Origin of the sequence: Gluconobacter frateurii (genome assembly GCF_002723955.1) — a bacterium.
GTDB classification, from domain to species: domain Bacteria; phylum Pseudomonadota; class Alphaproteobacteria; order Acetobacterales; family Acetobacteraceae; genus Gluconobacter; species Gluconobacter frateurii.
Genome location: NZ_BEWN01000001.1, coordinates 1,057,166 through 1,080,821, shown reverse-complemented (window position 1 = coordinate 1,080,821; position 23,656 = coordinate 1,057,166). Strand labels below are relative to the sequence as shown.

Here is a 23,656-nt window from a genome sequence, read left to right as displayed (position 1 = left end):
GATGAGTGGTTCTCTTTCGACGTTCGGTCTGGGGTCTTCTGCGTCCGTACTGTCTCAGATCCCCGGTGTGGGTTCTCTGGTTGGGAATGCCCTGTCCAGTCTTCTCGGATCGGCTGCGCTTGGTGGTGTGGTTTTTGACTGCCTGGACAGCCGGGAAGCTGCTGGACGTCGGGTTCAGCGGTTTCTGTTTCCGGAACGGCCGGTCGAGGATCAGCTCTTCCAGGACTTCGGGGCACTGGATGCGCCGCTGCACCTGACGGGGTTCCTTTCGGGGGACGATTACGTCATCCGTGCGACGCGGATGCGCAAGGTTCTCCTGAAGAAAGGGCCGCAAACGCTGGTTCACCCGTGGTGGGGCCGTCTGCGGGTGCGGATCGTGGAGCCGGGCGAGATCTCGTTTTCGTCCAGTCAGATCCGGCTGGCGCGGTTTTCGGTCTCGGTCATCAGGGAACCTGCAAAATCCACCACGGGTGGTCTCCTCTCGAAGATTACGGACACGCTGAACAGTCTTTTGGAAAAGGCTGACGATCTGGTGGATGAGGCCACACTGGCGGTTCAGGGTGTGCTGGCCCCATTGGCTATTCCACTGGCCCTGGCAGGCGGCGTCAATTCTTTGATCTCCGAGGCGAGTGGGATCTGGGACGGTCTGACGGCCAGTGCGCCGCAGCCGATCCAGGCAGCGGTGACGACGCCCCTTGCCACGCTGTCTGCGGGTGTTTCGGCACCTGCGGATAACAGTTCGACCGATTACGCCAATGCGGTTGTGGGCGCGTTTGCGGGTGTTCCTGTTGCTCTGGCCAACGCGGTGACAGATCCGGATGAGAGTGTGGTGGCACCGGCGCAGGCAGTTGTCGGGGATACATCAGACACAGTGACTGCTGCGGCGATCGGGGCGCTGTTGTTGTCTGGGGCCGATCAGATTGCGACGTCTGCCACCACGCTTGCCGCTGTTTCAGGTGTGCCAGGACAGGTGCAGGGGGTGGCGGTTGCTGTCCGCGCAATCACGGTGTCGCAGATTTTGGCATGTTGGGGCGGTCTGGATTTTGTCAGTGGCGCGGATGCGATTGCCGCTCGTGATATTTATCTGGCGGGGCTGGATGGTCTGATTGCAGATCTGGAAAGCGCTGCTTCTGCCGGGTGTGGTGTTTCGCTGAGTGGTTTGTGGACGGCGGTACGGGCGGCCAGAATTGCGCTGATTGCTGACTGTTCCGCCCAGGTGGGCCGTTTGCCGAGTGTGGTGGCGGTCACCGTTCCGGCGCAGATGTCTGCCTGGACGCTGGCCTATGCCATTGCCGGTGACGACGTTTCGCAGGTGCAGACGGTTCTGGACGATCTGGTGACACGTAACGGAATTTCGCATCCGGGCGCTGTTGGTCCTGGCACCGTGGAGGTTCTGGAGCAATGAGCGAGACCGTCACGGCGCATGCCCGGAACTGGATTGTGCGGGTTAATGGCAAGGCCATTCATAACTGGACAACCTGCGAGGCGGGCATTGATCTGGCAGATCTGGCGGGCGTGTTTCGATTTACCCTGGCGGAAAAAGTCCCGGAAGACAGCAGCTATCAGCCAACCGTCAAAATGCACGACGCAGTGGAAATCGAGATCCACAGCGTTGTCGTGTTGAAAGGGTTTGTCAAAGGGCTGAACTCTTCCGGATCTGACCGAGATCTGTCAGTCACAGTTTCCGGACGTGACAAGACCGGGGATCTGGTGGACTGCACAGCCAATCCGGTTGGACCGGCCGAGTATCGTCAGATTGCTCTGGAGACGGTCATCGGGCATCTGACCAGCCCCTATGGCGTGACGGTCTCCCGTCAGGTTGAAACCGGCGCCCCCTTTACGCTGGTGGCACTGGAGCAGACTGACACTGTTCTGGGGGCGGTTGAGCGTCTGTCGCGGCAGCGTGGCGTGCTGGTCACGTCTGACGGTCTGGGCAAGCTGCTGCTGACAAAAGCCGGAACGACACGGGTTCAGGACAAGCTGGTCTATCCGGGCGGGAATGTCAGCCATATGGAGGCACAGATCTCGGAACGGCATTCGGATGTCTACGTCAAGGGACAGTTTAACAGCGTTTTAAGGGGCTCTAAATCGGCGTTGAACGTGGGTTCAGTTCCAGGGCAGACGACGCTGACGAACGGGCACCGCGCGAAAGAGCTGGGGGCGTCATGCCGGATCGGGCATTGCGTTGATCCGGGCGTCAAACGCTTCCGGCCGATTGTCCACATGGCGAAAACCCAGAGTGGCGCGTCCGCTGCGACGCAGAACAGCGCCAATCCGACACTCGACAGCGTGGCGCAGGGACAAGGGACAACGGCACCGGCCGGGAATGCGGCCTATCAGACCGGCACGCGGGCACCGAAACGCAAGCGTACGCCCGCGCGCCAGGCGGCGGACCCGTGGTCGCTTCAGGATCAGGCAGACTGGCGGTATCGCACGGCCCGCGCTCATTCCGAGGCGTTTGTTTATACGGTGCCAGGCGTGCTCGATGCCACCGGTGCGCTGTGGCGGCCGAACATGCTGGTTCCTGTTCAGGATTGGTACAATGGCCTCAATGGCGACATGCTGATCGGCGCTGTGACATGGGCGAACACGGGGCATGGCGAAGAAGCACGGATCTCCGTTGTTCCGCCTGACGCGTACGACCTGAGTGGCGAGGCAGATACACCGCCGACATCCGGACGCAGAAAAACGACTACGGGAACGACCTGGGGGAAATCGTGAGCGATCCGCTGACAGAGTTGCACCACGCACTGAGGGGGCAGCACGTCCGGGCAGTTGTCGAGGATCTGGACGATACCGGGCCGGAGCAGCTGCTGACGTTGCAGGCGCATTATGGGCAGGTGCGGAGCCAGGTGCCGGTCTGGCAGCCGTTCGGGTTCGCGTCGTCCGTGCCGTTGGATGGGGCGATCACGCACCTGATCCAGGTGGGCTCTGATCCGTCTGATGTGATTGCGCTGCCACCTGCCAATCCGGCTGCGGCCCGGATGGGTGGCCTGACGGCTGGCGAAAGCTGCCAGTATGATTCTGTTGGTCAGAAAATCTATCTTCAGGACGGCAAGATCGTCAGGGTTGACGCGCATCAGGAACTGCTGGTTTCAATCGGTGGGCAGACGGTTCTGGACGTGACGCCAGACGGGGTCGCGATTACCGGGAAGCTGACGGTCACGGAGACGATCGTGGCTCAGGGCGATGTGAAGGGTGCCGGGATTTCCCTGTCCACACATACGCATTCCGGGGTTCAGACGGGTTCAGGGACTACGGGCAAACCGCAGTAACGGGGTGCAATCGCTTCCCTGAACGGGGACAGATCCGGCGGGCACGATGCCCCGGCATGGACACGTCTGTTTTACAGTTTCTGAAGCGCAGTAAATCCGGGGGTATGATCCCGGACCGTTATCGCGTTCCCGGCTCTGGCGAATAGTCGCGCCTATGCCGACGACGACGTTTTGCACAATGCAGATTGGGATCAATGCGCTTACGGGCGCATGTGATCTGATGATCGTGCCGACCGGCAACGGGCGCGGGCGGATTGCGGTTGACCGCACGCCCGTGTCTTCCCTGCTGATCGCGATGGGGTCAGACCGTCGCGCCGATACAGACGACGTTATTCCAGAACTTCTGACGGCTCCGGCCGGAACCGAGGGCGGCGTTTTTTCACGTCGTGGCTGGCCGGGAGATGTGTTGCTGCCGGACGGGCAGCGTCTGGGGAACCGGTTCTGGCTGTATGAGCGCGGGAAGCAGGACGAAACAACGCGGCAGGACGTCGAGAACGCGGCCGCGGAGGCGGTCGAGCCGATAGCGGATTATCATGGGATCGAGATTGATACGTCTGCGGCCTGGGGCACACAGCGCGGGCGGTTGAACGTCACTGTCAGTGCGCAGGATTATGGTGTTTCCGCACAGGTGCAGACGCTGTGAGTGCGCAGATCCCGACACCGCAGACGCTGGCGCAGCGGTTTATCACGGCGCTGGCCGGGCAGCAGTTCCAGGCACAGGATGGCACGATCGTCACACTGGATGCGACAGCACCGGCCACGTTCGAGCAGGTTCTGGCTGTTCTGCATGGGCTGTCTGACTACGAAATCTATCTGTTCATTCGGGATTGCCTGCTGGAAGTCATTGTCACGACGGCGACCGAAAACGGGAAATTGCCCGATCATGCCCTGATGTGGCGGACGCCGCGCAATCCGGCGACGGCTGCGGTCGGGATGGTTGTGTTTACGGCCAGCGCGTCCGTCACGATCCCGGCCGGGACATTGCTGACGTCTGATGGGTCGGTTCAATGGGCGACCAATGAGGCGCTAACGATTGCAGCCGGTGCAACCGCGACAGTGGACGCGACCTGCACCACAACGGGAACGGCCGGGAACCTGCTGGGCGGCACTGGCCTGACATTGCTGTCACCGATTGCGGGCGTCTCGTCTGTTGCCGTGGATGCGAACGGCTTTGCAGGTGGTGCGGCGATTGAGGGCGTTGAGAGCTGGCGTGCGCGTATTATCGCGTCCGTCCGGACGCCACCGGGTTCGGGAACGGTTGCAGATTACACGAAATGGGCCACGGGCGGCGGCGCTGTTCTGGTGGACGTTGTGAAAGGCTGGGTCGGTATCGGGACCGTCGGGGTGATCTTCGAGCTGGTTCTGGGTGTCGCTCCGACGGCTGCACAGGTTGCGCAGATGCAGAGTGTGATCGCGGCATCTGCTCCGGTCCGGGCGAATTTCACGGCCGTTGCGACCGTAGTTGTTCCGCAGGATCTGACGATCAAGCTGGCCTCTGACACCGCGGCGAACCGCGCGGCCGTCACCAACGCCCTGTCACCGTATTATCTGGGGCTCGGTGTTGCGCCTCTGATCTCGGTTGAGGCGCTTCAGGCGAAAATTTACGCAGCGGCACCGGGATCGAACGTCCTGGTCTCACCGGCCGCAGATATTCAGTTGGTGGCCCCGCAAAGGGCTGTTCTGGGAACAATTACCTGGGCAGCGGCATCATGATCGTAGGACGGTCCGCTGACACGATTGCGAGCGAACTGCGCTCCCTGCTTCCTCCGGGATCTGCGCTGTCCGGCCCGAACGTCGCGGCATTGATGCAGGCGTTTGCCAGTGCCCGCGCCATCCTGGAAGGCGATGTTGCGGCGCTTCAGAACGAGTTCTGTCCGGGCACGTCAGTTCTGCTGTTGCAGGACTACCAGGACCTACTGGGGCCTGATCCATCCGGGCGGGATGTGGGATCGCTCACGGATGACGAGCTGCGGGCTCTGTTGCAGGCCCGGTGGACGGCAACCGGCGGCGCTCGGATTGTCGATATCGAGGGCATGGGAACGTCTTACGGGATTGCCGTCACGGTCACGGAACCGGAGCCCGCGATCTGCGGTGTGGCGAAGTGCGGTGCGGCCACGTGCAGCCAGCACACGCTCCGTTTTTACTGGTTCTGTGATCTGGCCGAGGACAACGCGGGCCTGAGAACCCAGATCGAACTGGCGGCACCCGCCGACACGATCGTGCTGTTTCGCGTCAATGGGGAGTGGGTCTGAGTGGATTATATCAGTGCGCCTGGCAATGTTGTGGACGCTCAGGGCCGTCGCCAGTTTGCCAATCTCATTCCAGGGCAGCGGGACGGCACGGATCTGGACGAAACGGTGTTCAACCCGACCATCAATGAGGTCATGCATTGCATCGAGCAATCGGGGCTGACGGGATCTTCCAACGACGAAACCCAGCTTTGGCAAGCGATCGCCAAGGGACGGCTGTTGCGGGTTGTGGATGTCACGAGTTCCCGCACGTACACGCCAGGATCAGATGCCAAATCCCTGCTGGTCCAGATGCAGGGCCCTGGCGGCGGCGGCGGCGGTGCACTGGGGGGCAGCAACAGTTCCAACCCTGCGGCCTGCGGGTCTGCGAGCGGTGCCGGGAGCTGGGCGCAACTCCTGATTAATCTGGCACTCCTGCCAGTTGCGAACATGCAGCTGACTATCGGCGCTCCGGGGCTGGGTTATCGGGGGGCGGACGGCAGCGATGGTGGGACCACCTCGTTTGGTAGTCTGGTGCAGTGTAACGGGGGCCGTGCTGGCACGACGACAGGTTCCATTGCGGCCGGGAAAGCTGCCTGGACTGGGCAGGGTATTGGCGGAACCGTCACATACACACCGACGACCGGAATGCAGATGATCCACGCGTTGCAGGGGGCAAACGGGTCGTCGGGATTCCTAATCCCCAATTCGGACGGGACTACAGCGAGCGTTCCGGTTCCACCAATCGGACCAGACAGCAAGATGGGCGTCGGAAGTGGCAATGCGACCACGAGTGCATCTGACGGAGCACTCGGACCGACGAGCGGGTTCGGTGCGGGCGCAGGCGGTACGGGCACTGTAGGCGCTGGCAGCATGACCGGTGGGGTTGGCGGAATGGGTCGGATACTGATTTGGGAGTTGGGCTGATGTCGTCCGTGATTGGATATGCAGTTTATCGCACCGTTGCTGTTGACGGGTCGCCAGCTGGCACAGTCGTCAACCGGGTTCTGTGGGACGGCGTGCAGGCGTGGGAGCCAGGAGATGGTCTGGCTGCCGTCGCTGATCCTGACGGCACTTATCGGATCGGCTCTGTTTATGAGGCGTCCGAGTGACAGCGCTTCAGGTCAGAAATGGCCAGACGTTCCAGATTTCCTGTCGGATTGCTGATCGTTCGGGCGCGCCGATTGATCTGTCCGGTTTTGCGATTACTGCGCAGGTCCGGGACGCGCTGGGTGTGCTGGTGGCAGACCTGTCGGGACGCCCGCCAGTCGGGCACGTCGGGATCGTCAATCTCTGGGCATCAGGTCCGATCAGCTGGCCGTGCGGTCGGCTGTTCTGTGATCTGAGGTTCCTCCGGCCGGACGGTGTGATCCAGTTTTCCGAACAATTTGCAATTCAGGTCAGCACGCCGGTGACGCGTGCCGGGAGCGCATCATGAGTGTGGATGTGAACAATTCAGCAGGCGTGGCTGCGGTGACGGTCAGTCCGGGCGGGACGCCAGATGCGACCGCTCAGGTTACGGCCATCGGCTTTAACGCCACCACGGGCGAGCTTGTGTTTTCCTATTCTGACGGAACCCAGGTTCCGGTCACGGGGCTGGCAGAAGGTATCGCCCAGTCTCTGGGCGGCGCGTCACTGGCAGTTCTGGATAAAAACGGAGCGCTGCTGCTCGGTGGAAAGCCACGTCTGGGCGTGTCGGAGGCCGGAAATCTCACGGTGCCCACGGCTCTGCCTGATACGGCCACCGGATACGATCCCGTCACGGGATCGGGCGAACTCTACCAAAACGGCACCGGGCCGATCCAGGAGGCATGAGCATGCGTCGTTGTTTGGTTTTGCTGGCAGCTCTGACGATCCCGGCTTTCGGAAGCGCAGCGCCGATTTTCACGCCTGGTGGTGGAATTGCTTCCAGTCGGCTCAATCCGACCTATCAGATCGGCCAGGACGGGATTGCGAAATTCATCAATCTCGATCCTGCGACGATGCTAGGCGGACAGCCGATTTCTGTGGTTCTGTCGCAGCTCGGGCAGAACGCCACAGGGCTTGCGACAGAGACCAATCGCGCTCTGGCTGCTGAAAAAGCGGCGTCAGACACGATTTCTACAACGCAGACAACGGCCAATGCCGCGCTGAAAAATACGTTCGATTTATTGACGACGCTGAATGCCAACTTCCTGTTGAAAGCGGGTGTCAACGCACCAACGGCCAGCGGGATTATTGGGTTGGCGGGCCTGGACGCTAACGGTGCTGTGACAGCCCCTGTGAATACGACGGGATCTGCGTGGGGGCAGTCCTATATCGGCGGCGGCTTTATTCCTGCGGGGAACGGCTATACGGCGCGGCCGTCGTTTTCGTCAGGCTGGAATAACGGAGATCCGTTCCTCTATCCAAATACGACGCTAGTTGGTGGCCACACGGACCACGACGACGGTTATCTCAAAGTGACGGGTTCACCGTGGTCAATGAGCGATTCTGGCGGCGCGATCGCGGCTATTTACGACACGATTGGCGACCAGGGGACGGGCCGCAACGGTTGTGGCAACGACGACGGCTGCTCATTGTACGTTGGCAGCCAGATCACCCCGTTCAGGATTGAGGCCGGTTCGCAGGTCACGCGTGACGACAGTACCCCGCGAACTGTCGCGCTGACGGGATCAACTGTCACGATCACGCCTGCCCTGAGCACCGCTCAGATCCGTCTGCTGAAGCAATGGATGCGCGTGTATGCCAATTATGACGCGCCTGGGGGAAACGCTGCCGGTGGCAGCTACTGGACGAACTGGAACGGCCAAACGCTGACGACTGCCACGTTTACGCCTAACGTCTATTACGGATATGTGGCCTCGTGGACCCAGGGGACTGACTACACGGTCCTGAATATCGTCAGTGATCCAGACGGTCGTGCAGCTGGTTGGCGCACCGAGGCCAGCGCCGCGACGGTGACGACTGCTCCCGGTCAGAATAGCGGCGACCTGATCGACGCAGACAGCGCCAGCCCCACATGGACTTATCGGACACCGAGCGTTTTCATCGGGGGTGCGTACAAAAAATTCAATATGAACCAGACTGTCGCGTGTCTGACGACAGAGGTGGACACACTCACCCGGCAGTGTGAAGCGAATGAGATCGACCTGTGGGGCGGTTCCACCGCGTCGGGTGTGCGTGGTCGAACGCTTCACGGCCTCACGATTTCCTACGGTGGCGATCAGCCAGCAGATGGAAGCTATAACCTCGCCCTCGCAGGGGGAAATAGTAACCTCCTGGTGATGGCACCGAACTGGTACGCAACGGCTGTCCAATCTGATCCACTATACGTTGGGCCGCTGGAGGGACCGTCTCGGGACGTTTCTGGTGGTCCGACGACTGCCGTCATCGCCAGCCTGGCGTCGTCCACCAATACAGGCGGCCAGACCTTCAGTAATTTCACGTATATTCGCCCGATGTGGTGGGCTCAGCGGTTCGCCACAGACCCCGGCAGTACAACGGATTACGCAAACGAGACCATCAGCTATGGCGTGTCTGTTGGGGCCGGTCGCGGGCAGCTGGGGACCATCCAAGAGCGAATTGAGCTGAACCCGCAGGCATACAAAAACGGGATTGGCCTGTGCGGCTATAATGCCTGCGCCTACGTGGACTCACATGGAAAAATTGTGTCGGGCGGCGATATCCTGACTGGCAACGGAGCCGCGCTCTACACGGTTGATCCCAACGGGTCCAATGCGGCGTACGCGTATTCTGACAGCACCTACCAGATGAATATCGCGTTCAATTCCCAGGCTGGGACCAGTGCTTCATACTCTGGCGCTCAAGGGGCACCAGGCCTCCACCTGAAGGGCGCGCTGCTGGCGGACGGAAATGTCAGCGTTGCCGCCGGTAAATCCTTAGGTCTGAACGACAGCGACGGCGTGATGGGCGGTTACCAGTATCTGGTAGATGCGACATCTACGACCGGACCCGTGCTGCACCAGGTCGTGGCCAACAAAAACGGTCTGGCCGGGACGTTCTACGTGGACGGCGCATTGACGACCGGTGGTGCGGCTAAATTGGCCTCTCTGGAAACGGTAGGCACGGCTGTGTTCGACAGCGCGATCACCGTATCAGGAGATATCAACCTGGCCGCTGGCAAGAGCGTCAATATGTGCGACAGCGCCACGCCGTCTCTGTGCAGCTATTTTCACAGCACCAGTTACGCCAATGCGAAAATCAGTCCGTACACTGGAAACTACGGTGGAGCGTTCGTGGCGGGATCGTTCACGCTGAACAGCCTGCCGACTGCCGACGATGACGGCGCGCAGGTCTGGTGTTCGGACTGCAAAGTGAACGGTGTGGTGGGCGTGCCTGTCTGGTGGCACGCTTCAGTCTCTGGCTGGCGAGACAGCACGAACGCCGCGCTGGTGGCGCAATGAGTTTTCTCGCGGCGTTCTGGCACGAATGGGGCGACCCTATTCAGTGGGCGTTTGGGGCTGTCGGTGGGTGGGCCGGTGCAGTGGGGCAGTATCGCCTGCGCTCCCAGTCGAACAGGCTGACCGCTGGCGATCAGGCGCTGAGGTTGCTGGATACCGCCCAGAAAAGAGAATCTGTTCTGTCAGCGTCGTATGAGCGCGTTGTCCTGCTGGAAGCGGCGGCGCGAGCGCATGCAATCGCGTCTGCCGAAACCCTTCAGACTGTTTACGAGCAGGCAATCGGGGCGCGTTTGCAGGTCCACGCTCTGGAGGCCGTTGCGGGTCACTCATTAACCGAGTTTCCACCGCTACCGCCGTTTCCTGTCGCAGTCGTGCCACCGCAGAGCGAACTGGCAGATGCTCCCGCGCTGGCGGCACCGGATGCGGGCACCGCTCCATTAAATTCGAAAACTGAAAAAGCAGGAGCTTCCCATGATTGATCGTGTTGTTGTCCAGTCCGAAACGCTTAACCGCAGCCGTCGCCGGTTCCTGGGGCGTGTGTTTTCCGGGGCCGCTGTGGGGCTGTCCCTTGCATCGTTGCCGGGGTGTTCGACCAGCACGTCCGCCGATGGCGCCAAGACGCTGACCATCGACGTTGACGAGCTGGTGTCCTACGGCACCGCAGTTCTGTCGGCTGGAAAGACGGTTGTAGGAATCGCACAGCTTTCCTCCCTGATCGGAGCCACACAGGCCGCAGCCATCACGTCTCTTCTGACGACGGTTCAGACCGGACTGAGTAATTTCGAGACCTACGCTGGCACGTCGCTGTCTCTGACACTGAGCACGGGCAGCGTTCCTGATGTGGTGACGTCGCTGCTGGCGGATATCCAGCAGCTCGCAACCCTGCTGTCGTCTGTAGCAAGCGATTATGCTGCGCAACTCGGCGCTTCACTGGTGAGTGAGATCACGACGGCGGCCAGTGCGATCAGCACCATTGCGGCGGCTTTCAAGGCTGCCATTTCGTCTGTCACCCTGACGAAGGCGCAGCGCTTGGCTCTCACGCGCCCGGCCATGACGCGGTATCAGGTCAGTTATGAGGGTGTTCGTGCGGCGCGTCTGGTGAGGCTCCGCCGATGAGGGGCGTTCTGGTGGCGGCTTTGCTGCTGTTGGGGGGATGTCAGGGAGCGGCCCTCACGACCACGACTATTCCGGCGGCTCTGTCCGGTATTCAGGAAGACATGGCGCATGCGGGCGCAATTCCGGCGGCGCGTGTCACGTCTTGGACAACCACGCAGGGGGCGGCGTTTGATCAGGATGTGCAGGCTGCGCAGTGTCTGGCGATGCGTCCAGATCCGGTTGTGACGGTGCTCTCCGGGGATATGAACGTCACGCTGACTGGCAGTGTGACGGCTTCGGGCAAGATCACGCTGGCGTCCATTACGTCCGCGCCGTCACTGGGTGCGGAAGCGGATCTTGCGAAGACGCGGGCGCAGACGGTTCTGGCTCCCGTGACAGTGACGGCACTGTCGCTCCTCCCAGATGTTGAGATGTCGCGTCGGTTGGCCTGGGAGCATGACCTTCTGTCAGGCGACGGGGATAAAGGCGGTGGCAGTCAGGCGGTTCAAGCGCAGCTGGATCAGGAACGCGGGGATATTCTGGCAGACCGGAATGCGCTGCGGGAGCGTGTGGACGGTCTGATTGAGGACTGGACGGAAGCGGTCTGTCCGTTCAAGTCGGCAGCTCCGTTCGTGGGAGCACGGCCATGAAGGGTCAGCGTTGTCTGGGTGGGGCACCGGCACGGCTGGACCCGAGAATGCCGCTGCTGTCACAGACCAGTAAGCGCGTGATGGCGAAGCGGGCTCCGGAACGTCTGCCGCGAACGGGAATCAATCCGGCTCCGCTGCTGCTGGGCAACGACAGGCTGGGGAACTGCTCCGCTGTGGGGGTGGGTAATTCGATCCGGGCCACAGCAGCGCTAAACGGGTTTCAGGTTTCTGTCCGTGAGGCCGACGCTGTTGCGTTCTATTCTGCGTCCACGGGGTATGTGCCGGGTGATGAGGCAACGGATCTGGGCGGCGATGAGCTGTCTGTTCTGACCCATGCATCGCGTCAGGGGTTTTCTCTAGCATCACAGACGCTCTTCCCGGTGTTTGGGACAGCCGATTTCGAGGATCTGAACGCGGTTCGCAATGTGATTGCGGGCATGGACTGCTCTTATGCAGGGTTCGCTCTGGCTAAGGCCGATCAGGCGGCTGGAGTGTGGGACACGCAGACGGCTGGAGACCAGACGCCTGCGTCCTGGGGGTATCACTGCGGGCTGATCTGGTCCTGGGATGGGACGGCCGACGATGATCTGGTCACGATCCTGACGTGGGGGATGGAGCAGAAAGCGACGTGGCGTTGGGTACGGTCTCGCCTGACGGAAGCGCATGGGCTGCTCTGGAGGCAGTTGTTGCCACCGGCGAAGGTTCAGGACTGGGGGACGTTGATTGAGGCGAACCAGGAGTTTTTATCTGCCGTTTAATCGGGGTTTAAAACCCGTTTAAAGACGGTCTAACGGACAGGGTGAGACCTATGAAAAAGGGTTCCAACTTGTCTGTCCGTTAGTTCCAAATTGAGTGTCGCGCTTCAGCGACGTTTGTATTTCCGCTTGTCGTATTTGACAGGTTTCCCGCGGAATTTCCGTCCCGGAATGCAGGGTTTGATCCCTTTCTCCTCCAAGACATCCCTGAATCAGTCAGCGTCATATCCCCGGGCTCCCAGCATCCATTGTGCTGCAGAAAGACTGCCCAGAAGGGCAGCGGCACGGGTGTAATCACTGATCTGCCCCGCCGTCATGAAGAAGCTCAGCGGACGTCCGTTCTGATCCGTGACGGCATGCAGCTTCGTGTTCATACCCCCTTTTTTAGCCCCAGGCTCGAAGCCGTACGGTCTGCCTTGAGATAGGCCACATCAATCATGATGGTCTGAGGCTCTGCCTTCCCAGCAGACAGCCCATCCATCATCCGCGCGAAGACTCCCATGGCACTCCAACGCTTCCAACAGTTGTATAGCGTCTTGTGCCGCCCATAGTCCCGGGGCGCATCCTGCCAGCGCAGGCCGTTCCAATTAACAAAAAAGATGCCACTTAACACGTGGCGGTCATCAACGCATGGTCTGCCGTCGCTCTTCGGAAAAGGAGCGCAAGCGTCGTTTCTAGGCGTGTTCCACAGATACTCGTCTACGGCAAAGGTGGCTTCTGGAAAGAAACTGGCCATAGAAACGAACAGATTACCCGTTCTCAAAATTTTATTGCGGTGATTTGGTGCGAATAATGCGAAAGACTCGTCGTCCGATATGATCAGTCTAGATGCGTAAACACGCTTATGCAGGGTCTTAGAGTATGAATTCACGTGTCCAGAAGCAATCCTTCCAGATCCGCGATGCCCGCCTGAAGGAGGTAGAGCAGTTGCAAACCATTGAGATTTCTGCAGCGCAATCTTTCAGATTTGTGCCAGCGCTGAATTGGATTGCGGCGTCAGATACGATGTCAGCGGACACGCATCGAAGATCTATACGGACAGGGACATGCTGGGTCGCTGTAAATACAGTGGATACGCCTGTCGGTTTTTTGACAGCTTTCGTGGACCGCAATGACGTTCATATCCTCGAGATGTCAGTTGCTTCACCCTGGCAGAGATGTGGTATCGGGAAAGCATTACTTCAGCACCTCACACAATGGGCTCTGCGCGAAAAACTGACGTGCATAACCTTGACCACTTTTCAAGAAGTTCCATGGAATGCGCCATTCTACTCCAAAATGGGTTTCGTAATCCTTTTGAATAAAGATTTGGATCAGCGTCTGCTATCCGTCCTCGATAGGGAGCATGACCAAGGATTTCCAAAGGGTTCTCGGTGTGCGATGCGGTTCGATCTGAAGAGCATCGCACACAAACATCGCAATTAAGTGGTCGTTATTCGAGTAACGAGGCTTGGCAACTGTGCCCAAGATGAGGGCGAAATCTGACAAAGCTTATTGTTCCATGACCTCGATATTGGCAAGGACCTGTCTAAGTAGCATTATAAGCGTATCGATCTCCTCCGAGGTCAGGCCCTTTGTCATGTCGGCATTACCTTGACGCAATACGGCGCGGCCGGCTGGCAGTCGTTCGAGGGCCATCTTCGTCAACGAAATCAGGCTTGATCGCCCGTCATTGGGGTCTGGTGTGCGTTGGATCAGACCGTCGCGTTCCATGCGGGACAGCATCTGCGCCATGGTTGGCTGCTCAACCTTCGCCCAATGCGCCAACTGCTTTTGTGAGAGCTGCGCGCCATCTTTGAGCGCGGTCAGGATGGGCAGTTGCGCCGTGGCCAATCCCAGATCACGTAGTCGTGCATCCCCGACGCGGCTCAGGCCTCGGGCGATCCGGCTGAAATAGTGGCCAGGATGGCTCAAGGGATCCCATTCGTTATCGTTCATTGCATAGGCCCCTACGTTGATATATAGGAACCTATATAAACAAGAGGCGCTGACATGGCAATGAATCGGATCGCGATCATCGGAGGTGGGCCCGGAGGCTTGATGCTTGCCCGGCTGTTGCAACGTTACGGCCGATCTCCCGTGGTGTTCGAGCGGGATACTCACGTTGACGAGCGCCCGCAAGGTGGCTCTCTCGACCTCCACAGCCAAACCGGCCAGTACGCAATGCGGCAAGCGGGTCTGGAAATTGCGTTCGCCGCGGCTTCTCGTCCGGAGGATCAAGGTGACCGGCTCTACGATGCCGATGGTACCTTGTTGTTCGATCGTGACGATCCCACGGACGACCGGCCTGAAATCGATCGAACTGCGTTACGCAACATTCTCCTGGAAGCGCTTCTGCCCGGCACGGTTCGTTGGGGGTGTCGTGTTGCGGGGATCATTCCCAGTGCTGACGGTTTCGTACTGGTTGGCGAGGGCTGGACCGAACAGTTCGATGTCGTGGTGGGGGCCGACGGCGCTTGGTCGCAAGTCCGGCCACTGCTCAGCGACGCCAAACCAGCCTATGAAGGAGTCACTTTGGTTGAGTTGGGCTTCGACGTAGCAAGACATCCGGCAATAAACAGGCTGACTGGTAGCGGGAAAATGTTCGCGGTGGGTGACAACCGTGCCTTGATCACGCAGCGGAACGGGCTTGGACATATTCGAGGCTATGCGGGCGTCCGTCTGGCCGAGGCCACGGCAAAAGAATGGCGGGCGTCGTCTCCCGAGCAGCTACAACAGGTCCTGCAAGACGCCTTCGCAGGGTGGGCACCTATGTTGAGAGAGGTAGTGGAGACTGGCGATGTGATTGGTGTTCGGCCACTTTATGCGTTGCCCATCGGGCATCAATGGAAGAGCCGGGTTGGTCTTACGCTGTTGGGCGATGCGGCGCATCTGATGTCCCCATTTTCAGGTGAAGGCGTGAATCTGGCACTTGCTGATGCGGTCGACCTTGCTGGGGCACTAACTTCAGACGGTGGCTGGACGTCCGTCACCCGGTATGAACGGACGATGTCCAGGCGCGCGGCCAAGGCGGCCGAAGGAGCAGCCCAAGGGCTGAACGGCGCATTCTCGTCCGAGGGCGTTATGCCGGTTCTGGAACATTACCGTGCGCGCATAAGGAGGGTATGAAACGCCAAGTGGATTTCGGTTCAGCTATCCGGATTTTCACCTGTCGCACAGTACGACTGACATGAAGGCCGAATGGGTCGTTCTATTTCCTGCTTCACGGATCGGAAAGCAAAAATTATAGCGTAAAGTGTATCCTCAAAAATTAGCCCGAGGTATATTATGATTTTTATTAATGTTCCATTATTTTTTATATTTAATCAAGTGTAATACTATTATTGGAACAAATACATAAATCATAAGAATTATTTTTTCCTCGTGCAATCGCGTGTGCTTTGCGATGTGTCTCTGTGAATCCGCTCACATGGGCCATCAACCAGTGATGTGCAGGATCCGAAGTGCGATGATCGGGCCATTGCGCGAAAACGGCAGTCTGTTCTGTGGGAAATGGCAAGGTAACAACTTTCACCGGCAGCATTGAGGCATAATACTGAAGCACCCAACTGCTTCCTGTTGCCACAAGGTCCGTCCCAATTATGAGTTCAGGAAGTGTTCCATACCGGCTTGTTGTGGCAACGATCCGCCTCTGGGAGAGTATTCCCCCTGCACGAGAGGACAAATCTAACGTCTCGGAGACTGCTACATGACGAGCCGCTAGATATTCTTCAAGAGTGATACTGGATTTGATAAGAGGATGATGTTCCCATACCATGCAGGACAGTCGATCCGTCATAAGTTCCAGAGACGGGAAATTTGGATCAAGGCTTGATTGGGGGGTAATCACCATATCTGCCCCTTTTTCAAACAATTCGGCCTGTGTCGTATTGTTCAAAGATGAGACGACAACATTGATATTTTCGGCCTCCATGAGCATCCGGGGTACGACACGCCCTAAAAGCATCGTAGCCAGGCTCTCCGAAGCTGCCAGTCGAAATGTTTTTCTACTGGTTTTCGGATCGAAATCGATTTGCAGATTGAATGTCTCATTCAATTCCACAAGGATCCTCTTAACACGCGGCTTCAATTTTTCAGCCAGAGGCGTCAGAACCCGATTACCTGACAGATAAATGATCAGTTCGTCATCGAACTGGTCCTTAAGCTTCTTGAATGCAACACTCATCGCAGGCTGGCTAAGCCTGATCAGGCGTCCTGCATCGGTAAGGGAATCCGAATTCAATATTGCATCAAGAGTATAAAGCAGATTCAGGTTTAAACGCCTGAGATGCATATGATTCATATCGGGTTTTGTCATTCCAGAGTCCACTTTCTTATAGGAAACCGCAGACCAGGTAACGTCTCAGTTTGACCAATGATATCACGGCTGTATGAACATACCGTCTGGTTCTTGGTGATAGACGTTCGCGAAGATTGAAAAATATGCTCCCGGGAGAAATGGAAAGCTCTTCGCCTTCTGAACATTCCGAGACAACAGGGGAGTTTTGTAGACAATCCCTTCAGAAATATTTCACCAACTATCTTTTTCCCTTCGCTATCATCCAACTAGCCGTAGCAACAGCTTTGGTTCCTCGTCAGACCTCATACGAAAAGCAGGATAGCCCGGTGTGCTTTGACGAAGTCTTTTCATGACACAATGATCTTGCGGCCTCCAAGACAAAGAGTAGACCGCAAGGCATTTCAACCAGTCAGATCCTACCTCTTTAGAAGAAAGAGTACGACATTGTGCCTCGAAACATGCGGGGCCCATTGACAGAAATATACGTCGACGTACTGCTCACCCCATAGATATTGCGGTTTTCAAGATTAGTAATTCCGAAGTTGAGTTTCATTTTCCTGTAAGTGTAGAAGAAGTTCAGATCAATTTCGTGCTGTGAACCCAGCGTATATTTCGGATAATAAGACGACGCCGAACTGCTGCTGTTTCCATATACTCCAAAGGCCATTCCCGCACGTTTGAACATGCCATTCTGGATCACATAGCTTGTATAAAGGCTGTATTTAATCTTTGGCTGTGCCGGAACAATGTATTTTTGAAGAGCATTGCTGAGGAATTTGAAGCCTGCGTAAGTGAAGCTACCAGAAATCTGCCATCCCGGCAGGATCGTTCCACTTAGATCGATATCAACACCCTGCGTACGCATACCCGGCAGAACTGTGTATCTGTTCGTATATCCTGCTGCCAGCACGGAATAGTTGCTCTGGTCCAATCGATAGACCGATGCAATGAGATCAAGTTTCTTCTTGAAAAACTGCGCCTTGGCGCCAGCTTCGAAATTCGTGGTCGTCTGGGAGGGCAGAAGCTTGTTGTCTGTTCCGATGCTATAATTAGGAGTAAACCCCTTCACCCAGCTTCCATAAATGGAAACCTGCTTTGTCAGATCAATAACGACACCAGCAATCGGAGTTATCTTACCAATCGTAACAGGAGCCGAGTTGTTTCCCCAAGAGCGGTAACTGGTATGACGGATGGCCCCGAAGAAATGGAAGCGCCCATACTCGATCAGATCCTGACCGTAAAATCCCAACTGCCGTGTTCCGAGACGATATTCGAATGTGTTAGCGGGCTGGAAGGCGGCAAGGTGCGTACTGGAGTTGAGTGGACCAACGGTAAATACATTATTGTCAGTTGCATCTGCACCATAGTCCGATACCATATACTGAGAATAATTCATTCCCGTTGATATTGTGTGCTTTACATTGAATGTTTTGAACTTGGCACGCAGATAATCATCCGTAGCCTGCTGCGACGATACCTGTTTGTCGATGGTCTGCATAATCAGGTAGTTGTTGTTACCTTCATAGGCAGCCGTACCATACATATCAACCAGTGTTGTTGTATTGGATAGATGACTTCGGCTGACAAATGTCAGCCAGCGGTTGATATTCCAGGTCGCTTCGTAGAACCACCGCGTGTTCCACATGTCGATGCCCTGATTGTCAGGCCCGAAGGCATGACCGTAAGTTACGATCTGCGGATCATCGCCAGGAGCCTGAATGACGGCATATCCCGTCTGGGGCTGGCGGACCTTTGAATTTTCTACACCGACCGTGATATCGACACTCCGGTTCTTGAAGCGGATCGACGGTGCAATCGAGTATTCCTTGCGTCCCTTGTATCCCGCCCAGGTACGATCCTGATCTGCGAAGTCACCGACGATCCGAGCGCTTATCGTCTTGTCGTGGTTCAGCGCGTCGGAGCCATCCACCGTGATCTTGCGATCATCGTAGGAGCCATACATACCCTCAATGTTCAGAAGCGGATCGGATGTAGGCTTTTTCGTCACGATGTTAACCGATCCGCCCATATTGTTGCCGCCTGAAAGCAAAGCCGCCGGACCTTTGAGAACTTCGACACGCTCGACATTCGCAACTGGCTGCATGGGCCCGGTCGGATCAAGCATGCCGTTCGTCATGCCGGTCGCTGTCCAGCCACGAACCGTATAACCATTTGCCCCCTGGAGGTTGCTTTTGTTAACCGTCATGCCGCTTGCGTTTCGCATGGCATCCGCGACTGTCTGGATCTGCTGGTCTGCCATCAACGCACTGGTAATCGTTCGCGAGGACTGGGGAAGATCCCGGACCGAGCCACCGGTTCGCGTCGAAGATGCAGATGAATCTACATTATACTGGCTCTCAGCTTCATTGCGCTTGGCCCTGACGTTCATGTTTTCACGATTGGCCGGCCGGATATAAACCGCGCCTGCTTTGTCCGTATAGATCGTGTAGTCTGTTCCGACGAGTGCCTGCTGGAGCGCCTCAGCCGCGATCCTGGATTTAACCGGGGACGCATATACCGTATCAGGCACCTCCGGTCCGATGGTGACCGGAACGTGCATTCGAAGGGAAATTTCTGAAACTGTCTTTTTCAGAGGCTGGCGTGGAAGAACGACGACCGTATCAGAAACCTGCCTGATTCCACCCTGCAGAGTTTGTGTCTCCGCTGCATAAGCCGGAATGTAGACGCCCACCAGCCCCGCAGTGAAATACAGCGATATGTTCCGTGTTCGAAACAATGTATTCATTTTCACTTCCAATATTATTCCAGAATGCATGGGTCTTTTCCATGCAATACGGATTATTTATTACAAGAACCGGAGTAAATATCCGAAGAAACCATGTTCTTCAGCATATACATCGGAACTTAACTTCTGCACTCTCGAGTGTGGAAATAATAATATGAAATCCTGCCTGCCTCTGTCTGACCGCTTCTTCATGCTGGATCCGATGAAAATCCCTCATGTCTCTATATTCTTTGGGGTAGCGTTCTTCGAGAATTCCGAAAACATGAATAAACTCTTTCGGATCTTTTCTTTTCTTCCGCTCTTCTTCGTGAATTCTGTCGAGAAGATGCTTGGTTTCTTCAAACGTGCTGAGACCCTGCTCCCCCACTTTTTGCTGAACAGTGGCATCCCGCCGCGCATTGATCCACGATCGGAACGTATCCGCGACGACAGAGCGTGATGTCCGGGGATCCCAGGCTGCCGCTTCGATAACGGCTCCAAATTTTGCTTCAGGACTATCTGGGGCGGCCTGATCCGTTGCGGTAATAGCCTCGGATCGTGCCTCGCGCCATTCGGAAGGTTTTAGCGATTTTCCCGACATTTCAGCTTCATGCAGCGCCATGACGCCTGCCAGAGATGCCCGTAGAGGATGATTCGTGGGAAGAAACGACAAATCTTTTTCCGTCTCCTTCAGAAAGCGGGAGAGAACAAGGTTGCCGTACTGATCCAGATCGACACCCACAGGCAGAGCTTCCAGCAGCGAAATCTGAGCCGCTTTCGCCTCTTCTGCGGAAGGCGGCATTACGGCAACCATGTCCAGCAGCAGGGCCGTCCATTTCGGCAGCGCAAACTCGCGGGTCCATTGATCGAGATCTTCACTGCCCAGCAGACCGCCGACCAGACTGCCCCCTTTTCCATCCCAGTAGACTGGACGAGTGGTCCAGCCATCGGATGCCTGGAAGGCCTGGGTTTTCTGCAGCAGAGAGCGCTTGAGGGCAGGATTGTCCTGAAAAGACTGCATGATGCTCAGCCCCCGAGATTACGGTCGATGAAAGCGGAAATACGGCTCTTGGTCTGCAGACCAGAGAAACGCTCACGTTCCTCGCCATCAGAAAAAAGAATGACGGTCGGCAGGCCACGAACATGGTATTTTCCGATGATAGCCGGGTTCTCGTCGGCGTTGACCTTCGCAACCACCACTTCGCCCGCATAGGTCTCGGCAGTATCATCCAGAATGGGCATCAGCTGCTTGCAGGGCGAGCACCAGGGTGCCCAGAAGTCCACGACAACGGGAAGTTCGGAGTTCAGGACGATATCGTCAAAGCTGTCTTCTGAAACGGCGATGATGGTGCTCATGGTTTTTCTCTTTTCAGGATCTGGATTTTTCGGGACGATCTCAGTGCGCAAAAGGTGTCATGATCCCTTCCCGCCCACGATCAGATCGTCCACGCGCAATGTTGGCTGCCCTACCCCTACAGGCAGGGTCTGCCCGGATTTGGAGCACACACCGACGCCACCATCGAGCATCCGGTCATTGCCGATCATGCTGATCTGTCGCAGCGTGTCCGGACCGTTCCCGAGGATCGTGGCGCCGGCGACAGGCGCGGTGAGTTTTCCGCTTTCGATCAGGAACGCCTCGGACGCCTCAAACACGAAGCGGCCGCTTGTCACGTCCACCTGACCGCCGGAGAGGTTGTCGACATAAATTCCATGTTCGACGGATGCGATGATTTCCGCAGGCTCCATGGTTCCGGCTTCCATGTAGGTATTCGTCATGCGCGGCAGGGGCAGAGACGCATAGGACTGGCGGCGACCATTACCGGTCGGGGCACATCCCATCTGCCGTGCACTCAGCAGATCGTGCATGTAGCCTCGCAGAATCCCGTCCTCAACCAGAACCGTCCGATGGCTCCCGACACCCTCATCGTCGATGTTGAGGGAACCCCGGCCGCCGGGAACCGTGCCATCGTCAAGGATCGTGACGCCGGGAGCCGCAATCTGCTCTCCGATGCGCCCGGAGAAGGCCGAACTGCCGCGCTGGTTGAAGTCGCCCTCAAGCCCGTGACCCACCGCCTCGTGCAGAAGAACGCCGTTCCAGCCTGCGCCGATGACGACCGTCATCGGACCTGCGGGTGCGGGGCGGCCTTCCAGCTTAGTCAGTGCAGACGACACAACCTTCCGGACAAGGGTTTCCACCGCATCGGGGGTCAGCACCTCGTATCCAGCACGTCCGCCAAATCCGGAGCTGGACATTTCACGACGGCCATCGGCCAGAACCGTCACGGCGACAGCCAGCTTGACGAGCGGACGGATATCGCCGCTCGAAAACCCGTCATGCCGCGTGACCCAGACCGTCTCATGCGAGGCCTGCACGCTGGCATTGACCGACACGACCCTCGGATCCAGCGAACGGGCAAGTTCGTCGATCGACCGCAGCAGCGCGATCTTGCGATCCGCATTCCAGGACAGCAGCGGGTCCGCAATCCCATACAGATCCGCCCGTTCGGAACTGGTCCGCTGCACGAGGCCAACCGACGCGACCGGGTTGGCCTCGCCATATCCTTCTGTCAGCCGGCGCGCCATCGTCTCCATGGCGGCGCGGTCAATCCGCTGGGACGAGGCGAAAGAGACCTCCGCATCCCGCATCGCTCGCATGCCGTATCCGAGATCGATCCCGAAGGTCCCGGCCTTGATCCTGCCGTTCTCGATCCGCCAGTTTTCGGACGCACGGGACTGGAGATAGAGATCCGCAAAGTCTCCCCATTTCCCCAATGCGTTTTCAGAGACCTTCCGCAGAAAGGCCTCATCCAGCCCATATCGTTCCACGATGGCGGAACGCGCGGCTGCAATACGACTAATCTTCGTGCTGTTTTCTGAAAGACCCGACATCTCAGACGCTCCCCCCGACGGACATATCAGCCAGAAGCCACGATCCCGTGCGGAAAGGCCCACGCTCGACCGTATCCGCACCGACCGCGACGAGCCCCGAGAACATCTCCCGCAGGTTCGAGGCGACCGTGACCCCGGCAACCGGCTGCACGATCTTTCCGTCCTTCACCCAGGCCCCCCGTACCGCCCGGGAAAATGTTCCTGTGGTCAGGTCTGACGAACCGGCCATATGCGTGATCAGAAGGCCCGTCCCGAGCTTCTTGAGCATCTCTGCCAGGGTATCAGACGGGGCTGTCAGCGCACTGACGATCTCCATGTTGTAGGTCTGTCCGCCATTTCCCGTTGGCGCCATCTTCAGCGAGCGGGCCGAATAGAGATCCAGGAAATATCCACGCAGCACCCCCCGATCCACCACGTTACGGACCGTTCCGGCGATCCCGTCCGCATCATAAGGCGAGCTGGAGCGCCCTCTCGGACGGAAAGGATCTTCGGAAATGCTGATATGTTCGGGGAAAACCGCCTCGCCGAGCGTGTTGGCAAGGAATGAATTTCCCTGACGCAGCAGTGGACCGGAAACGGCGCGCATGAACTCACCGAGCAGCCCCGTAACCGTAGGCGCATCGATCAGGACGCGATATGTGCCGGTCGGGATCTGCTGGCCGCCGATTGCGCCGAGTGCACGTTCACCCGCGATGCGGCCGACATCCGCTGCCGTTTTAAGCTGCTCCGCGCTCCGCTCATTGCTGGACCAACTTTCGACCTGACGCGCGCCATCGCGCATGGCGATGGGAGAGCAGGAAATCCCGTGCTGGGTCCAGGGAATGGCGCCCATGAAACCCTTGCTCGATGCCAGAAAGGACAACCCGGTCGAGCTCCACAGAGACGCGCCTTCAGTCTGCTGGATGCAGGGATCGACAGCCAGCGCGCGCTCTTCCGCCTCAAGCGCCAGTGCCAGCGCGTCCGGATAGCGGATGTCCCACGGATGACAGAGGTCCAGATCGCGGATATCGGTGCAGTATTCGGAGGCCTCGGAAAACGCGGCAAGATCGTCACGTTCCCCGTATCGGGCGATATCGATCGCAGCGTCCAGAGCGCGCCTGACGGCATCGGGTGAAAAATCCGTAGTGGCGGCGGAAGCCCGGATGCCCTTGCACATCACGCTGATCAGCGCATTGCGGCGAATGGAATTGTTCCGCTGAAGCGGCTGCCCGTTGCGCGCGCCCACGGTCCAGTTTTCGGTTTCCTGCAGGGAAATCTGCACATCATCGGCACCCGCCGTCTTCCCGAAGGTGAAGGCCTGGTCTGCGATCTGTTCAAAGTCCTGCCGGAGACGGACGATCTCGCTGCGATGAAGCAT

The 23,656-nt window shown here is 58.0% G+C and carries 24 protein-coding genes and 1 pseudogene; 17 read left to right on the top strand and 8 right to left on the bottom strand.

What is annotated here, in order from left to right:
* Position 1 precedes the first annotated feature (1 nt).
* The 15 genes from GFR01_RS05075 to GFR01_RS05005 all read left to right on the top strand — a co-directional run bounded on the left by GFR01_RS05075 (position 2) and on the right by GFR01_RS05005 (position 12,409).
* Positions 2-1,405 carry a DNA circularization N-terminal domain-containing protein gene (locus tag GFR01_RS05075; protein WP_244902162.1) on the top strand — a complete coding sequence of 468 codons (1,404 nt, stop codon included), beginning with the start codon at positions 2-4 and terminating at the stop codon, positions 1,403-1,405.
* Positions 1,402-2,721, top strand: a complete 1,320-nt coding sequence (locus GFR01_RS05070) for a phage baseplate assembly protein (protein WP_099181503.1) — start codon at positions 1,402-1,404, stop codon at positions 2,719-2,721. Before GFR01_RS05075 ends, GFR01_RS05070 begins: the two co-directional genes overlap by 4 nt.
* Positions 2,718-3,275: a phage baseplate assembly protein domain-containing protein gene (locus GFR01_RS05065; RefSeq protein ID WP_167384203.1), complete on the top strand. Its 558-nt coding sequence runs from the start codon at positions 2,718-2,720 to the stop codon at positions 3,273-3,275. The genes GFR01_RS05070 and GFR01_RS05065 overlap by 4 nt, the downstream gene beginning before the upstream one ends.
* 154 nt (positions 3,276-3,429) lie before the next feature.
* Positions 3,430-3,918: a phage GP46 family protein gene (locus tag GFR01_RS05060; RefSeq protein ID WP_099181501.1), complete on the top strand. Its 489-nt coding sequence runs from the start codon at positions 3,430-3,432 to the stop codon at positions 3,916-3,918.
* Positions 3,915-4,988, top strand: a complete 1,074-nt coding sequence (locus GFR01_RS05055; protein WP_099181500.1) for a baseplate J/gp47 family protein — start codon at positions 3,915-3,917, stop codon at positions 4,986-4,988. Before GFR01_RS05060 ends, GFR01_RS05055 begins: the two co-directional genes overlap by 4 nt.
* Positions 4,985-5,527, top strand: coding sequence for a putative phage tail protein (locus GFR01_RS05050; RefSeq protein WP_099181499.1), 543 nt, complete (start codon positions 4,985-4,987; stop codon positions 5,525-5,527). The genes GFR01_RS05055 and GFR01_RS05050 overlap by 4 nt, the downstream gene beginning before the upstream one ends.
* A complete protein-coding gene (locus tag GFR01_RS05045) occupies positions 5,528-6,430 on the top strand; it encodes a hypothetical protein (protein ID WP_099181498.1) in 903 nt (300 codons plus the stop codon).
* Positions 6,430-6,615: a hypothetical protein gene (locus GFR01_RS05040; RefSeq protein ID WP_099181497.1), complete on the top strand. Its 186-nt coding sequence runs from the start codon at positions 6,430-6,432 to the stop codon at positions 6,613-6,615. The genes GFR01_RS05045 and GFR01_RS05040 overlap by 1 nt, the downstream gene beginning before the upstream one ends.
* Entirely contained in the window at positions 6,612-6,941 is a 330-nt protein-coding gene (locus tag GFR01_RS05035; RefSeq protein WP_099181496.1) for a hypothetical protein, read from the top strand. The genes GFR01_RS05040 and GFR01_RS05035 overlap by 4 nt, the downstream gene beginning before the upstream one ends.
* Entirely contained in the window at positions 6,938-7,318 is a 381-nt protein-coding gene (locus GFR01_RS05030; RefSeq protein ID WP_099181495.1) for a hypothetical protein, read from the top strand. The genes GFR01_RS05035 and GFR01_RS05030 overlap by 4 nt, the downstream gene beginning before the upstream one ends.
* 2 nt (positions 7,319-7,320) lie before the next feature.
* A complete protein-coding gene (locus tag GFR01_RS05025; RefSeq protein WP_099181494.1) occupies positions 7,321-9,909 on the top strand; it encodes a hypothetical protein in 2,589 nt (862 codons plus the stop codon).
* Entirely contained in the window at positions 9,849-10,385 is a 537-nt protein-coding gene (locus GFR01_RS05020; RefSeq protein ID WP_145994554.1) for a hypothetical protein, read from the top strand. The genes GFR01_RS05025 and GFR01_RS05020 overlap by 61 nt, the downstream gene beginning before the upstream one ends.
* Positions 10,378-11,022 (top strand): hypothetical protein, encoded by a 645-nt coding sequence (locus GFR01_RS05015; RefSeq protein WP_099181492.1) that lies wholly within the window; start codon positions 10,378-10,380, stop codon positions 11,020-11,022. Before GFR01_RS05020 ends, GFR01_RS05015 begins: the two co-directional genes overlap by 8 nt.
* Entirely contained in the window at positions 11,019-11,651 is a 633-nt protein-coding gene (locus GFR01_RS05010; RefSeq protein ID WP_099181491.1) for a hypothetical protein, read from the top strand. Before GFR01_RS05015 ends, GFR01_RS05010 begins: the two co-directional genes overlap by 4 nt.
* Positions 11,648-12,409 (top strand): hypothetical protein, encoded by a 762-nt coding sequence (locus GFR01_RS05005; protein ID WP_099181490.1) that lies wholly within the window; start codon positions 11,648-11,650, stop codon positions 12,407-12,409. The genes GFR01_RS05010 and GFR01_RS05005 overlap by 4 nt, the downstream gene beginning before the upstream one ends.
* A gap of 107 nt (positions 12,410-12,516) precedes the next feature.
* On the opposite strand, the pseudogene GFR01_RS05000 reads toward GFR01_RS05005, so the two are convergent.
* A pseudogene (locus tag GFR01_RS05000) lies at positions 12,517-13,097 on the bottom strand (IS5 family transposase); the annotation flags it as partial.
* 170 nt (positions 13,098-13,267) lie between these two features.
* Here GFR01_RS05000 and GFR01_RS04995 point away from each other — a divergent pair.
* Positions 13,268-13,831 (top strand): GNAT family N-acetyltransferase, encoded by a 564-nt coding sequence (locus tag GFR01_RS04995; protein ID WP_099181489.1) that lies wholly within the window; start codon positions 13,268-13,270, stop codon positions 13,829-13,831.
* Positions 13,832-13,897: 66 nt separating this feature from the next.
* On the opposite strand, the gene GFR01_RS04990 is transcribed toward GFR01_RS04995, so the two are convergent.
* The gene (locus tag GFR01_RS04990; RefSeq protein WP_099181488.1) at positions 13,898-14,344 is read right to left on the bottom strand and encodes a MarR family winged helix-turn-helix transcriptional regulator; all 447 of its coding nucleotides are present in this window, start codon (positions 14,342-14,344) and stop codon (positions 13,898-13,900) included.
* 54 nt (positions 14,345-14,398) lie between these two features.
* Here GFR01_RS04990 and GFR01_RS04985 point away from each other — a divergent pair, with 54 nt between their 5' ends.
* On the top strand, positions 14,399-15,514 hold the full coding sequence (locus GFR01_RS04985) for an FAD-dependent oxidoreductase (RefSeq protein WP_099181487.1): 1,116 nt from the start codon (positions 14,399-14,401) through the stop codon (positions 15,512-15,514).
* A 193-nt stretch (positions 15,515-15,707) separates the two neighbouring features.
* Here GFR01_RS04985 and GFR01_RS04980 read toward each other — a convergent pair whose 3' ends face one another.
* From GFR01_RS04980 to GFR01_RS04955, 6 genes are all read right to left on the bottom strand, one after another.
* Positions 15,708-16,703, bottom strand: coding sequence for a LysR family transcriptional regulator (locus GFR01_RS04980; protein ID WP_099181486.1), 996 nt, complete (start codon positions 16,701-16,703; stop codon positions 15,708-15,710).
* Between the two features lie 406 nt (positions 16,704-17,109).
* The gene (locus tag GFR01_RS04975) at positions 17,110-19,431 is read right to left on the bottom strand and encodes a TonB-dependent siderophore receptor (protein WP_167384202.1); all 2,322 of its coding nucleotides are present in this window, start codon (positions 19,429-19,431) and stop codon (positions 17,110-17,112) included.
* A 100-nt stretch (positions 19,432-19,531) separates the two neighbouring features.
* On the bottom strand, positions 19,532-20,431 hold the full coding sequence (locus GFR01_RS04970; RefSeq protein WP_099181484.1) for a hypothetical protein: 900 nt from the start codon (positions 20,429-20,431) through the stop codon (positions 19,532-19,534).
* A gap of 5 nt (positions 20,432-20,436) precedes the next feature.
* Entirely contained in the window at positions 20,437-20,766 is a 330-nt protein-coding gene (trxA, locus tag GFR01_RS04965) for a thioredoxin (RefSeq protein ID WP_099181483.1), read from the bottom strand.
* A 57-nt stretch (positions 20,767-20,823) separates the two neighbouring features.
* The gene (gene tldD / locus GFR01_RS04960) at positions 20,824-22,299 is read right to left on the bottom strand and encodes a metalloprotease TldD (protein WP_099181482.1); all 1,476 of its coding nucleotides are present in this window, start codon (positions 22,297-22,299) and stop codon (positions 20,824-20,826) included.
* A gap of 1 nt (position 22,300) precedes the next feature.
* Positions 22,301-23,656 (bottom strand): TldD/PmbA family protein, encoded by a 1,356-nt coding sequence (locus tag GFR01_RS04955; RefSeq protein WP_167384201.1) that lies wholly within the window; start codon positions 23,654-23,656, stop codon positions 22,301-22,303.

Bases quoted from the DNA above. Each gene is read 5' to 3' on its own strand.
- GFR01_RS04975 (WP_167384202.1), bottom strand. From the start codon at position 19,431: ATGAATACATTGTTTCGAACACGGAACATATCGCTGTATTTCACTGCG.
- GFR01_RS04985 (WP_099181487.1), top strand. From the start codon at position 14,399: ATGGCAATGAATCGGATCGCGATCATCGGAGGTGGGCCCGGAGGCTTG.
- GFR01_RS05040 (WP_099181497.1), top strand. From the start codon at position 6,430: ATGTCGTCCGTGATTGGATATGCAGTTTATCGCACCGTTGCTGTTGAC.
- GFR01_RS05010 (WP_099181491.1), top strand. From the start codon at position 11,019: ATGAGGGGCGTTCTGGTGGCGGCTTTGCTGCTGTTGGGGGGATGTCAG.
- GFR01_RS05030 (WP_099181495.1), top strand. From the start codon at position 6,938: ATGAGTGTGGATGTGAACAATTCAGCAGGCGTGGCTGCGGTGACGGTC.
- GFR01_RS04955 (WP_167384201.1), bottom strand. From the start codon at position 23,656: ATGCTTCATCGCAGCGAGATCGTCCGTCTCCGGCAGGACTTTGAACAG.
- GFR01_RS05015 (WP_099181492.1), top strand. From the start codon at position 10,378: ATGATTGATCGTGTTGTTGTCCAGTCCGAAACGCTTAACCGCAGCCGT.
- GFR01_RS05050 (WP_099181499.1), top strand. From the start codon at position 4,985: ATGATCGTAGGACGGTCCGCTGACACGATTGCGAGCGAACTGCGCTCC.
- GFR01_RS04995 (WP_099181489.1), top strand. From the start codon at position 13,268: ATGAATTCACGTGTCCAGAAGCAATCCTTCCAGATCCGCGATGCCCGC.
- GFR01_RS05070 (WP_099181503.1), top strand. From the start codon at position 1,402: ATGAGCGAGACCGTCACGGCGCATGCCCGGAACTGGATTGTGCGGGTT.
- GFR01_RS05060 (WP_099181501.1), top strand. From the start codon at position 3,430: ATGCCGACGACGACGTTTTGCACAATGCAGATTGGGATCAATGCGCTT.
- GFR01_RS05005 (WP_099181490.1), top strand. From the start codon at position 11,648: ATGAAGGGTCAGCGTTGTCTGGGTGGGGCACCGGCACGGCTGGACCCG.
- GFR01_RS04990 (WP_099181488.1), bottom strand. From the start codon at position 14,344: ATGAACGATAACGAATGGGATCCCTTGAGCCATCCTGGCCACTATTTC.
- GFR01_RS04980 (WP_099181486.1), bottom strand. From the start codon at position 16,703: ATGACAAAACCCGATATGAATCATATGCATCTCAGGCGTTTAAACCTG.
- GFR01_RS04970 (WP_099181484.1), bottom strand. From the start codon at position 20,431: ATGCAGTCTTTTCAGGACAATCCTGCCCTCAAGCGCTCTCTGCTGCAG.
- GFR01_RS05075 (WP_244902162.1), top strand. From the start codon at position 2: ATGAGTGGTTCTCTTTCGACGTTCGGTCTGGGGTCTTCTGCGTCCGTA.
- trxA (WP_099181483.1), bottom strand. From the start codon at position 20,766: ATGAGCACCATCATCGCCGTTTCAGAAGACAGCTTTGACGATATCGTC.
- GFR01_RS05025 (WP_099181494.1), top strand. From the start codon at position 7,321: ATGCGTCGTTGTTTGGTTTTGCTGGCAGCTCTGACGATCCCGGCTTTC.
- tldD (WP_099181482.1), bottom strand. From the start codon at position 22,299: ATGTCGGGTCTTTCAGAAAACAGCACGAAGATTAGTCGTATTGCAGCC.